Genomic DNA, 12337 nt, shown 5'->3' on the forward strand with positions numbered 1-12337 from the left:
CCTTGTCCGATCAGGACACCTTGCGTTGCGCCACGACTTCTTCAACTTGCCCGAGCGGAATTGCACGCAACATTCCCGAACGCGACTTCGCCCCCGTCATCAGGAACGCAAGATCCGAGCCGCAGAGAATGAAACGCGCGCCTTTCCGCACGTACGCGGTCATCAGTGCTTCGTCGTACACCCCGCCCACGCCCGGCACCTTGCCGTGCCAGTGACATGCGGCGCACACGGCGTCGATGGCGGCCGCCACACGCATATGGCCAAGTTGCCCAGTAATACCGAGATCCGCCGCGAGATCGGTCGCGCCGACCAGCAGCACGTCGATGCCCGGCACCGCCGCGATCGCGTCGGCGTTCTCGAGCCCTTCGCGGGTTTCGATCATCGCCACCACCAGCACCTCGTCGTTGATCGCGCGAACCACATCGGCGATCGGGAGAGACTGGAAGCCGACCTGTGGCAGCATGCCAGGGATCGACCGTCCGCCGGCAGGCGGGAAGCGGCACATATTGGCGATCCGCGCGGCCTGTTCGGGCGTACTCACGTGCGGCACCACGATGCCCATCGCGCCGGTATCGAGCAGTCGTGTGGCGTGGAACGGCTCGTGCCCTGGCACCCGGATGATCGGCGTCACACCGCCCACCAGCGCGGCGGCGCAAATCTGTGCGGCCGTGTCGATGTCCATCGAGTTGTGTTCCATATCGATGAACAGCCAGTCGAAACCGGCCGTCTGCGCGATCTGCGCGATGTCGACGGTGCGGGCCTGGCGCAGGCCCATGCCGAGTGCCAGCTCACCCGCGGCCAGTTGCGCTTTTGCGTGATTCTTGATGCTTTGCATGATGGATTCCATTCAGGCGGTGGCGTCGAGCGGCTCGTCGTTCGCCAGTTCGAGGTTGATGAATTTCGTGTCCATGTAGTCGCGGATCGCGTTCGGGCCGCCTTCGCGTCCGAACCCGCTGTCCTTGCTGCCGCCGAATGGCGTCTCCGCCGTCGACGCCACGAACGTGTTCACGCCGACCACGCCGGCCTGCAAGCGTTCGGTGGTTTCCAGCGTGTTGCGCATCGAACGCGTGAAGACATAGGCCGCAAGCGCGAACGGCAGCCGGTTCGCCTCGGTGATGACTTCGTCCATCGTCGTGAACGGGGTGAGCGTGCCGACCGGGCCGAACGGCTCGTCGTTCATCAGACCAAGGTGCGGAGCGGGGTTGGCGACGAGCGTCGGCTCGTAGAACCAGCCGCGGCCGAATTGCGATGGACGCCGGCCACCGCATAGCACGCTGGCGCCTTCGCTCACGGCTTCATCGACGAGGCGTTCGATCGCCTCGCGGCGTTTCGACGTGGTCAGCGGACCGAGATCGGTGTTCTGCTGCAACGGATCACCGACGCGTAGCGATTCCGAACGCTCGACCAGCGCCTTCACGGTCTTGTCGAAGATCGATTCGTGGATATAGAAGCGCGTCGGCGATGCGCAAACCTGGCCCGCATTGCGGAACTTGCCTAACGACGCGAGATGCGCGAAAGCGCCAATGTCCGCGTCGCGATGCACGATCACAGGTGCATGGCCGCCGAGTTCCATCGTGACCTTCTTGAGGGTCTTCGCGGACATTTCGACGATCTGACGGCCGATGGGCACCGAGCCGGTGAAGCTGATCTTCGCCACGCGCGGATCGGCCATGATCGTCGGCGTAATCGCATCGGCTTTGCCGATCACCAGATTGATCGCGCCCTCGGGAAACCCTGCGTCGACGAAACAGCGCACCAGTGCCATCGTCGCGCCGGCCGCTTCGTTTGACGGCCGGATCACGATCGCGTTGCCGCCGGCCAGCGCCGGGCCCATCTTGCGGGCCAGCAGCAGCAGCGGGAAATTCCACGGCGTGAAAGCGGCGACCACGCCGAGCGGCTCGTAATGCACCAGATACCGTCCGCCCTTGACGCGACTTTCGTATGACATGCCGAACACGCGGCGTGCTTCGTCGGCAAACCAGTCGACCGACTCAGCGGACGCGTTAACTTCCCCACTGGCCTGCGCGATTGGTTTGCCGGTTTCCAGCGCCACGATTCGTGCGAGTTGCGGCGTGCGTTCGCGGATGAGTGTTGCGGCCCGGCGCAGTAACGCTGAGCGCTCCCACGGTGTGAGCTTGCGCATTGCGGCCGAAGCCTCGGTCGCGGCGTCGATGGCCTCGGTGACCTGTGCCTGCGTAGCCAGCGGCATATAGCCCAGCCGCTGTTCCGTCGCCGGATTGATCGAAAGCTGGCCGTTGTCAGCCGTCGCGGCCTGCCAGCGACCGCCGAGCAGCAAGCCGTGCTCGCGGTAGTGCGCTTCTAGTTCCATTTGCCTCCTCCTGATAGGTATCGCGGACATTTCCCGACTTTCCTAGGTGCTTTCCCGGGGTGCCATCTTGCATGCACTCTTTTTCTTATATCAACACCTTGACAGCTAAGTGTCAACACTTTTAGAGTGTGTGTCAGCGAAATATGATTTGTCGCATGCACTTGCGAAGCCGACGAATCGCTAAAAAGAACGCCGCGGCGCCGCCGAATGCGTCATGCAGCCCTCCCTTTCCATGGAGCGAGACAAAATGAGTTCGTATTCCCGTCGTACCTTTCTTCAAACCCTCGGAGCAGCCGCGGTGGCGACAACCGGGACCGGCTTCTTTCCGTCGCTCGCCCGGGCCCAGACCGCGCAGTTCAAGCTGAAGTACGCGAACAATCTGGCGCTGTCCCATCCGCTCAATGTCCGCGCAAAAGAAGCGGCGGATGCCATCAAGAAAGAAACCGGCGGCCGTGTCGAGTTGCAGATCTTCCCGAACGGTCAGATGGGAACGGATACCGACATGCTGTCGCAGGTTCGTTCGGGGGCCATCGACTTCCTTACTCAGGGTGGCGTGGTGCTGTCGACGCTGGTGCCGGTCTCCGCGATCAACGGCATCGGCTTCGCATTCAAGGATTACAACCAGGTATGGGCGGCAATGGACGGCGAACTCGGGAGCCACATCCGCACGGCGATCTCGAAGGTCGGGCTCGTCGCGATGGAAAAACCGTGGGACAACGGCTTTCGCCATCTCACGAGTTCGGTCAAGCCGGTGCAAAGCCCGGCCGACCTCAAGGGCCTGAAGATCCGCGTGCCGGTCAGCCCCCTCTGGACCTCGATGTTCAAGGCGCTCGACGCCTCGCCCACCAGCATCAACTTCAGCGAGGCGTATTCGGCGCTGCAAACCAGGGTGGTCGACGCGGAAGAAAACCCGCTCGCGCTGATCGAAACCGGTCGCTTCTATGAAGTCCAGAAGTACTGCTCGTTGACCGGCCATATCTGGGACGGCTTCTGGTTCCTCGGCAACGCGCGTTCGTGGGGCAACCTGCCGCCGGACTTGCAGACGATCGTGGCGAAACACCTGAATGCGGCCGCAGTGGCTGAACGCGCGGACGTCGCCGCACTGAGCACGTCGCTCGTCGGGCAGTTGCAATCGCACGGCATGGCGTTCAACAAGCCCGATATCCAGCCGTTCCGCGCATCGCTTCAAAAAGCCGGCTTCTACGATCAGTGGCGCAAGAAATACGGTGATGAAGCCTGGGCGTTGCTCGAGAAGTACACGCAGAAGTTCGCATGAGCGCGGACCATCGAAGAGTTTCTGGAGAACGAGTCATGACTTCCCGAGTTCATCCCGAGCAGGTGTTCGCCCACGACATGGGCGCGCCGAAGGACCGACATGCGATATCGAAGGTCGTGCGCGTCGGCAGCGCACTCGAAACGGCCATCAAGTGGATCACCGAAGTGCCCGCTGCGTTGCTGCTGGTGGCCGAAGTGGTGCTGCTCCTCACCAACGTTACCTGCCGCTACGTGTTGCAGGATCCGTTGATCTGGGGTGACGAACTTGCGTCGATCCTGTTCATCTGGCTGTCGATGCTGGGCGCAGTGGTGGCGTTGCGCCGCGGCGAACATATGCGACTGACGATGTTCGTCGTCAGAATGTCTCCGCAAAATCGTGCGTTTGCGGAGACGGTTGGAAATTTCATCGTGATGACTTTCGTGCTGCTGCTCGTACGGCCGGCAACCGACTGGGCGATGAACGAATGGATCATCAGCACGCCGGCGCTCGATCTGCCGAATGCCATTCCCGCGGCCGCGATTCCCGTGGCGGCTGTGCTGATGCTCGTGCTCGCCATTACGCGGTTGCTCGAGCGCTCGTCGCTTCGCGATTGCGTGAAGGCTTTCGCGCTCGTGGCGGGTGTTGCAATTGCGCTCTACATCGTACGGCAAGCGCTCGCGCCACTGACCGCGCTCAGCCTGATCCTTTTTTTCGCCGTCGGCGTGATTACGATCATCTGTCTCGGCGTGCCAATCATGGTCGCCTTCGGCGTGTGCACGTTTGCTTATCTCGCAACCGTCACCGGCGCACCGTTGACGATTGTCGTGAGCACGATGAATCAGGGGATGTCGAGCCTGATCCTGCTCGCCGTCCCGCTGTTCATCCTGCTGGGCGCGCTAATGGAAGCGATGGGACTTGCCGAAGCGATGATCCGTTTCCTCGCTTCGCTGATCGGGCACAAGCGTGGCGGCCTCGCCTACGTGCTGATCGGCGCCATGTACCTCGTCTCCGGCATCTCCGGCTCGAAGGTGGCGGATATGGCTGCGCTCGCGCCGGGCCTGTTCCCGGAGATGAAAAAGCGCGGCGCGAATGAAGGCGACCTCGTCGCAATGCTCAGTTCGGCGGCGGCCATGTCGGAAACCATACCGCCCAGTCTCGTGCTGATCACGATTGGTTCGGTGACCGGCGTTTCGATCGCGGCGCTGTTCACAGGTGGCTTCATGCCGGCCGTGATCGGCGCGGTAGCGCTCGCGGCACTAGTCTGGTTCAAAAGCCGCCGGGAAATCATGCAAGGCGTACACCGGGCCTCCCGGGCCGAAGTCGGCCGCGCCTTCCTGATCTCGCTGCCTGCGCTCGCGCTGCCCTTCGTGATTCGCGCGGCCGTGGTGGAAGGCATCGCGACGGCGACGGAGGTGGCGACGATCGGCGTGGCTTACACCTGTGTGGTGGGTTTGCTACTGTATCGCCGGTTCGACTGGAGCCGGCTCTATCCTATTCTGGTGGAAGCGGCGTCGCTGTCCGGCGCGATCCTGATCATCATCGGTTGCGCAACGGCGATGGGATGGGCGCTCACGCAGTCGGGCTTCTCCGCGCAACTCGCCACGTTGATGATGGCAGCGCCCGGAGGCAAGCTCGGGTTCCTGGTGATCTCCGCCATTACGTTCGTGATGCTCGGCAGCTTTCTTGAAGGAATCCCGGCGATCGTACTATTCGGGCCGCTACTGTTCCCGATCGCGCGCGCGATGGGCATCTCGGACGTGCACTATGCAATGGTCGTGGTGTTCGCGATGGGACTGGGCCTGTTCGCCCCCCCGCTTGGCCTTGGCTTTTATGCGGCGTGCGCGGTCAGCAAGGTCGACCCGTCCGCCGCGATGCGCCGCGTTTGGCCGTATCTGGGGGCATTGGCGGGGGCCCTCATCGTGATAGTGCTGGTTCCGTGGGTATCGGTAGGTTTTCTGTATGCAAAATAGGGTAACAAATGGCACAGACAAGGAAATCGTCATGAAAAGCGCGCTCAATGGTGCACCGAACGGCAAGGTGAACGCCCGCGCTCCGGAGGTGATTGCGTCGAAACTCGACGACATCCGCGATCAGGTGCGGGCCATGATCCAGCGCGGGGATTTGCGCCCGGGCGAGCGCGTGAACGAGCAGGCGCTCGCCAATCAGATCGGCGTCGGCCGTAATTCGGCGCGCGAGGCGTTGCGCTCGCTTGAACAGGCCGGACTCGTTCGCATCGTGCCAAATCGGGGCGCGGAAGTGCGGCGACTGTCTCTAGAAGAGGCGATGGATCTGTATGAGATTCGCGCAGGGCTCGCACGCACGGCGGGACGTCTCGCTGCGCTGCGTCTGGCCACTGAAGAGGAGCGCTTGCTCGATATGCTGCTCGACCAGATGGATGCGGCTCTGGCCCAACGCGACAGCCGCGTGTATCAGACCCTGAACACCGAGTTCCACCGTCAGGTGATGGCGGCGACCAAGAACCCCCGACTGATCACGATCAATCAGGCCGTTGAAGATGAACTGACACTCTACATTCACAAGGGCGTGTATTCGTTCACGCAAATGCAGCGTTCCTCAAAGGAGCACCGGGAACTTTTCGAGGCGCTGCGCGCGGGCCAAGCCGACGCGGCTGCGGACGCTTTTGAGAATCACGTGCAGACCGGAAAGAAACGCATGCTCGACACCGTGTCCACGAGCCCGTCCGAACGTTAATGAATTGGAGCAGCTTGTTGAAAACCATCGTGTTTCTGGACCGCGCGACGCTGTCGGCCGATCTACCGGATTTTCCGTTTCCGCATCGCTGGGTCGAATATCCGTCTACGACGCCGGAACATGTGGTGGAGCGTTGCCGCGATGCGCATATCGTCGTGACCAACAAGGTTCCACTGTCGGGCGATGTGCTCGAGCAGTTGCCGCAACTGGAACTGATCGGCGTGCCGGCCGCAGGCGTCAATCATCTGGATACCGAAACATGCCACAAACGGGGCATCGGTATCGTCGCGTGTCCGGGCTATTCGACGATTTCCGTGCCCGAGCACGCGTTCGCATTGATGCTCGCGCTCCGCCGCAACCTTATGCCTTACTGGCACGACGTTTATGCTGGCGGCTGGAGCGGATCACCCACCTTCTACGCCGAACTGCATCCGATCCAGGATCTGCACGGATCGACGCTCGGTATCGTCGGTGCGGGTCATGGTGGAAAGCGTCTCGCCGAACTGGCCGGCGCGTTCGGCATGCGGGTGCTGTTCGCGGAGCGCAAGCGCGCGGGCTGGGTGCGCGACGGCTATGTGGCATTTGACGAGGTGCTGCGTGAGGCCGATACGATCAGCCTGCATTGCCCGCTTACCGACGAAACGAGGCATCTGTTCGGTCTCGCCGAATTCGAGCTAATGAAGCGCAGCGCGTCACTTGTGAACGCCGCGCGCGGCGGTATCGTCGACGAGGGGGCGCTGATCGAGGCACTCGACCGCAAGCTGATCGCAAATGCCGCGCTCGACGTCCTCGAGCAGGAACCGCCCACGGCCGATCATCCGCTGCTATCCAGCGCGCGCACCGATCTGATCGTGACGCCGCATGTTGCATGGCGGACCCAGGTGGCCATGACGCGGCTCGTCACGCAACTCGCACAAGGCATCGAAGAGCATTACGCGCAGCGTTGAGAACAGCACTTGAACAGGCCGTGCCGCGTCAGCGCCAGCGTGCGAGCGGCGCACGTACAGGTCGAGACGGCCAGCGTCGTCCCAGAGGAGATCCGCCAGCCACAAGCGACTGTCGAAGAGCGCAAGCAGCAGGGCCGATCGGTAATGCTCCAGGGCTTCGGCGGCATTTCCGGCATCAAGCCGCGGCACCCAGCCGCATGCGATGCACGACGGTCGGCGCGCGATCGAATTCCGTGCGCGCCTCGCGCACCGCTCGGATGGGATCGACAAGCTGGGAGATGGCCCTCGTTGCCGCCCTCGCACCACGCGACTGCCGCAGAGTGGGCAAGTAAATGACAAAGAAGTAGACCAAACTGCCAAGGCCAGGGAAAAGAAACATTTGGCGCGCGCCTGACGCCGACTGCTGGGACGTGGGCGGCGTTATCGCTCTTCGCGTTCGTTACTGGAGGCGGGCAATTTCGGGGGAGGCCACGCCGAACCGACGCCGCCTAGGTTCTGAGTCAAGTTGACGCGATATATACCAAAGTCCCATTGTCTTCACTCCCGACGGCGTCGATACTGCTTGAAGGAAATTCCGCACGCTGCACGCAGACCTTGCGGAATCGCCGAATCGGTCAGTTCCCTTGTTCTTTCCGAGGGTCATCAATAGCGGGCGGCCTTTTTTGCCGTCCCCCGCGTGAGTCTGGGAGTGTTACATGAAGCGCTTTGTGACTGCCACCTGTCTTCTGGGAGCCGTTATCGTGATGCCGGCATGGGCGCAAGCCCCGACAAAAATGAATCCGCTGAAAATGAAATGCGAGGACTTCGTGGCGATGGATGAAGCTTACCGACCCACTGCCGTCTACTACGTGGCGGGAGTCGACAAGCTCGGCGTAACGGAAACTGACACGATGGTGGAGGACACTGCGACACCAATCGGCGTGCTTGTTGCCGAGTGCCAGAAGTCGCCGAAGGCGTCGTTTCGTACGAAGGTCCGGCAGATGTACAAGAGCGGTCAACTCGCTCTTTTCGACCATCACTGAGCGGGCCGGTCGGGTCCATGTCAGTGCACGTGAGAGGACGAGGCGGCCGCGCGGACTGCGGATGCCCGCGGTTGCGTGGATGAGGTCGGCGCGCGAACGGCCGCTTGCTGGTGCAAAATGTTCACCCGAAAGTCTGCCTGGCGATACAGGCGACCGGCGCTTCCTGGCCGGAAAGAGCCCGCACGCGGTGATGGGTCAATATCGACTGGCAAGGGCCCCGGATATGGCAGCCAGGGGACTTGCAATGGTGATGGTCCTGCCATCACTATTGCGTGTACTGGGCTACAGATGCTTTTTGAGCTTCGGATTAGGACGGACGCCGTGAGTATTCTCTGCCGAGTTCAGATTGCCGTAACGATTTCCGGGGTTGTCACCGGATGCGTGTCGCAGCCAATTGGGCCGGCGGTAGCTGTGAAGCCGGGGCGCGACAAGCCATTCACCGTCTTTCTGCGGGACGATGCGCAGTGCAAACAGTATGCGAGAGAGCAGTTGGCGCGCGGCGTGGACACCCGCGATCAGAGCGATGCCAACGTGTCACGGGCACAACTGAATGTGCAGCAAAGATACTATCTCGCGTACCTGGGATGCATGCGCGCGAAGGGAAATGAGGTGTCGGACGGTGCAGCGCCAACTACGCAGTTTGAATAGGCGATCTTCAATGTGTTGTACTTTCCCAGATGCATCGGTTACGAGCCCATGCAATTTTTCTGGGAAGACTTCCTGAATTCGCTTCCCCGACTACCTGTCAGGTCCGGTCCAGGCTAATACACATAAGGCGACTTGGCGGCCGAAATACAGCCATTGAGATAAGAAGAGAATCTTTATAGCCATGTCCCTGCGACCGTGTAACCTGGACCCAGTCAGGCCGGGCTGTCGAACGGACGATGCCGGCGACGGCGACCGGCTCAAGTCGACGGCCGGTGCGGACAGTGGCGCCGCCCCGATCTCAAAACGATGCGCGAACGCACGAAACGTGCAGCAAGCGTCCCCCCGGGCCGATTCGCTAGAAGGCCCAGTCCTATGGAAACTGCACGAACTATTTCAGCGAGGAGGGAGCGTCGCTACTGACCTTTGAATTGAGGTGCCCGCTTTTCAATGGTCGCAGCCAGCGCCTCGAGATGATCGTCAGTGTTGTGGCACATACCCTGAAAGACGGCACAGTGGTCGAGGAAGTCGTGCAGTTCCATGCGCTGGGCTGATTTCATCAGACGCTTCGTCAGCCGGAGGGCTTGCGGCGGTTTTGCGGCGAGGTTCCTGGCCAACTGCTGAGCAGTTTCCAGCAACTGGTCTGCGCCAACGGCGTCGAGAACGACACCAAGCTCCTTGCCTTCAACCCCGGTAAAGGTTCGGCCTGAAAACGTGAGCTCGGCTGCCCGCTGGTAGCCCACGAGTCGTTGTAGAAACCAGGCTCCGCCATCTCCGGGGATGATTCCCACATTGACAAAGGTCTCGCCCATGATTGCGTCAGCTGCAGCCAGTCTCAGGTCGCACATGCAGGCGAGGTCGAAGCCCGCGCCCAATGCGGCGCCATTGATGGCTGCTATGGACGGGACGTCGAGAAGATGCATCGCCAGGGGTATTCGCTGGATGCCTTGCCGATACTGTTTCTGGACCTCATAGACGTCCCCACCGAAACTCCCCTCGCGATGGAACATGTGCTTGATGTTTCCGCCGGAAGAGAAGGCCTTTCCGGCACCGGTCACAATCAGGACACCGATAGACTCCTCGGTGTTAATCCACTGAACGGTGCGTTCAATGTCGTCCACGAGTTTCGTGCCGGTGAGCTCATTACGGACATCATCGCGGTTCAAGGTCAGTGTTGCGACACGTCCGTCGACGCGTAGCAATGCATCAGTCAATTCAGGTGCATGGTTCATCTTGGCTGCTCGGTTTAATGTCACTGAGGGGTGGCCGCACTGACATCCTCAAGCAGGATGCGAGCATCGAGAATGGCTACCCCACTGGAATAGGCAAGCACGGGATTCAGGTCCAGCTCGGCGATTTCCGGAAATGCCGAGCAAAGCGACGAGATGCCCATCATCAACCTGACCAGCGCATCCTTGTCGGTCGGGGCCGCTCCCCGTACCCCGTTCAGAATCTCACTGGCCCGAATCTCGGCGAGCATCCGGTGCGCGTCGTCCTCCGTGAGAGGGAGCGAGCGGAACACGACATCTTTGAGTACCTCGACCAGGATACCGCCGAGGCCAAACATCATGACCGGGCCGTAAGTCGGGTCACGCACGACACCGATGATGATTTCGACGCCACCTTTTGGCGCCATGGGGGTCACGAGGACGCCGGTGATGTCCGGGTCTTGCACATGTTTTCGGCCATTGGCCACGATGTTTTCGAACGCGTGCCTAACCCCATCGGAGCTTCCAACGTTGAGCCTGACCCCACCGGCGTCCGACTTGTGGATGATGTCGCGCGACACGATTTTCATCGCGACTGGCACCGAACCGAGGCGCTCGAACGCCGCAACTGCCTCATGCAGTGCCCTGGCCAGAATCGCGGGAGCCGGCATTGGGACGCCGGCGTCCGCGAGCGCCTGCCGGGCCTCGTGCTCGAGCACAACCGTCCGGTGTTCGCTGCGACAGGACGACAGGACCGTCTCGAATGCCGGCGACCGCACCGGATGGTCCTCTGCTTCAGCAAGTGGTCGCCTCTGCGCCTCGCCAAACTCTGCGAGGCCCTGCATGCAGCGGACCGCCAACTCCAGCGAGTCGTAAACCGGTACACCGGCTTCACGGATACACGTCAGAGGGGCCGGTCGCAGGTCCGAATACAAGCTCCCATAGAGGCTGTGCACAATGATTGGTTTACCGCGCGCTTCCAGCATTGCGGCAATTCGCGTAGAGGTCTGCATCTCAATGGGCGTCAGCGACTGGGAAAACCTCACGCCATATCCGCCGTAGAGCCCCGTGATAAGTAGTCCGTCCACCTGAGGGTCCTCGAGCAGAATGCGGGCACAGTCGGCAAATACCGCCGGGTTGGAATCCGTTCCCCCTGCAACGTCGACGGGGTTCGCAACGGCGGCCGACGGCGGCAGGATTGCTGACAGGCGCTGGCGCGTTTCGTGGCTCAGGGGAGCAAGCGTCAGACCATGTTCGCTCAAGGCGTCTGCAGCAATCGTCGCGTGCCCACCACCATCAGCGAGCACCGCCACACGGCGCGACGCGAGCGGCTGAAGCAGCGAAAGCGCTTCAGCGAGCGAGAGAATCTCGTCGGACTTGCGAGCGAGCACCGCACCCGCCTGACGCAGAACGCCCTCGCTCACCGCGTAGTCTCCGGCCAACGCACCAGTGTGCGACTTCGCGGAACTACGTCCGGCGCTGGTGCGGCCTGACTTGTAGAGTACGACCGGCTTCCTGCGTGTAATGCGACGCAGTGCGTCCAGGAACACCCGCCCATTTTTCATACCCTCGACATACGCGACGACGACCTTCGTGTTCTCGTCTTCTGCAAAGTAGTCGAGGTACTCGTTGAACTGGATATCCGACTCGTTGCCGATGCCCACGTACGTTGACAGCCCGATGTGTCCGTTGGCCTCGGCCTCCGTCACGAGAGAAAGCGCCATGTTTCCAGACTGGGACAGCAATCCGATACCGCCTTTCTTCAGATTGCTAAAGCCGACAATGTTGCAAGCCTTGTGGGTATTAAATACCCCGGACGTGTTCGGCCCGACGATACGTACGTTATAGGCATGAGCGACTCGCACCATGTCGTCCTGGAGGCGCCGCCCGTCATCGCCTGCTTCGGCAAATCCGCCCGCCAGCACAACCGCGCCTTTTGCGCCTTTTTTGCCACATTGCTCGATGACCTGTGGCAGGGTCTTTGCCGGCGTGCAGACCAGAGCGAGGTCAATGTTGCCGGGTATGTCGCCCAGACTCGCATAGCATTTCAGGCCCAGGATTTCCGGTTCTCTCGGATTTATGGGGTATATCGCCCCGGCGTATCCGTCCTCCAGCAACTTTTGAATTGAACGAAAACCCCGCTTCGTCTGGTCTTTTGATGCGCCAACGACGGCAATCGAGTCTGGATAGAAAAGTTCGCGAATAGAGTGGCTGCTCAT

At 61.4% G+C, this 12337-nt stretch carries 10 protein-coding genes and 1 pseudogene; 6 read left to right on the forward strand and 5 right to left on the reverse strand.

Features of this window, described 5'->3' with window-relative positions:
- Window positions 1-10: 10 nt before the first annotated feature.
- Together OKW28_RS35160 and OKW28_RS35165 are read right to left on the reverse strand one after the other, a co-directional pair.
- The gene (locus tag OKW28_RS35160) at window positions 11-835 is read right to left on the reverse strand and encodes an HpcH/HpaI aldolase family protein (protein WP_429452252.1); all 825 of its coding nucleotides are present in this window, start codon (window positions 833-835) and stop codon (window positions 11-13) included.
- Between the two features lie 12 nt (window positions 836-847).
- Window positions 848-2329 carry an NAD-dependent succinate-semialdehyde dehydrogenase gene (locus OKW28_RS35165; protein ID WP_429452254.1) on the reverse strand — a complete coding sequence of 494 codons (1482 nt, stop codon included), beginning with the start codon at window positions 2327-2329 and terminating at the stop codon, window positions 848-850.
- 247 nt (window positions 2330-2576) lie between these two features.
- Here OKW28_RS35165 and OKW28_RS35170 point away from each other — a divergent pair, with 247 nt between their 5' ends.
- Genes OKW28_RS35170 through OKW28_RS35185 form a run of 4 tightly spaced genes read left to right on the forward strand, consistent with a single transcriptional unit; the run spans window position 2577 to window position 7243 of the window.
- Window positions 2577-3605 (forward strand): TRAP transporter substrate-binding protein, encoded by a 1029-nt coding sequence (locus OKW28_RS35170; RefSeq protein ID WP_429452256.1) that lies wholly within the window; start codon window positions 2577-2579, stop codon window positions 3603-3605.
- Window positions 3606-3640: 35 nt separating this feature from the next.
- The gene (locus OKW28_RS35175; RefSeq protein WP_429452258.1) at window positions 3641-5554 is read left to right on the forward strand and encodes a TRAP transporter large permease subunit; all 1914 of its coding nucleotides are present in this window, start codon (window positions 3641-3643) and stop codon (window positions 5552-5554) included.
- 31 nt (window positions 5555-5585) lie between these two features.
- Entirely contained in the window at window positions 5586-6296 is a 711-nt protein-coding gene (locus OKW28_RS35180) for a GntR family transcriptional regulator (protein WP_429452260.1), read from the forward strand.
- 17 nt (window positions 6297-6313) lie between these two features.
- Complete coding sequence (locus OKW28_RS35185; protein ID WP_429452262.1) at window positions 6314-7243, forward strand: D-2-hydroxyacid dehydrogenase; 930 nt, start codon at window positions 6314-6316, stop codon at window positions 7241-7243.
- A 132-nt stretch (window positions 7244-7375) separates the two neighbouring features.
- On the opposite strand, the pseudogene OKW28_RS35190 reads toward OKW28_RS35185, so the two are convergent.
- A pseudogene (locus OKW28_RS35190) lies at window positions 7376-7622 on the reverse strand (hypothetical protein); the annotation flags it as partial.
- A gap of 316 nt (window positions 7623-7938) precedes the next feature.
- Here OKW28_RS35190 and OKW28_RS35195 point away from each other — a divergent pair.
- Together OKW28_RS35195 and OKW28_RS35200 are read left to right on the forward strand one after the other, a co-directional pair.
- A complete protein-coding gene (locus OKW28_RS35195; RefSeq protein WP_429452264.1) occupies window positions 7939-8265 on the forward strand; it encodes an HdeA/HdeB family chaperone in 327 nt (108 codons plus the stop codon).
- 321 nt (window positions 8266-8586) lie between these two features.
- Entirely contained in the window at window positions 8587-8913 is a 327-nt protein-coding gene (locus OKW28_RS35200) for a hypothetical protein (RefSeq protein ID WP_429452266.1), read from the forward strand.
- Between the two features lie 413 nt (window positions 8914-9326).
- Here the strand turns inward: OKW28_RS35200 and OKW28_RS35205 are convergent, their stop codons facing one another.
- Window positions 9327-10142 carry an enoyl-CoA hydratase-related protein gene (locus OKW28_RS35205; RefSeq protein ID WP_429452268.1) on the reverse strand — a complete coding sequence of 272 codons (816 nt, stop codon included), beginning with the start codon at window positions 10140-10142 and terminating at the stop codon, window positions 9327-9329.
- Window positions 10143-10162: 20 nt separating this feature from the next.
- Entirely contained in the window at window positions 10163-12337 is a 2175-nt protein-coding gene (locus tag OKW28_RS35210) for an acetate--CoA ligase family protein (protein ID WP_429452270.1), read from the reverse strand.

Source organism: Paraburkholderia sp. 40, from assembly GCF_050434105.1.
In the GTDB taxonomy this organism is placed as follows: domain Bacteria; phylum Pseudomonadota; class Gammaproteobacteria; order Burkholderiales; family Burkholderiaceae; genus Paraburkholderia; species Paraburkholderia tuberum.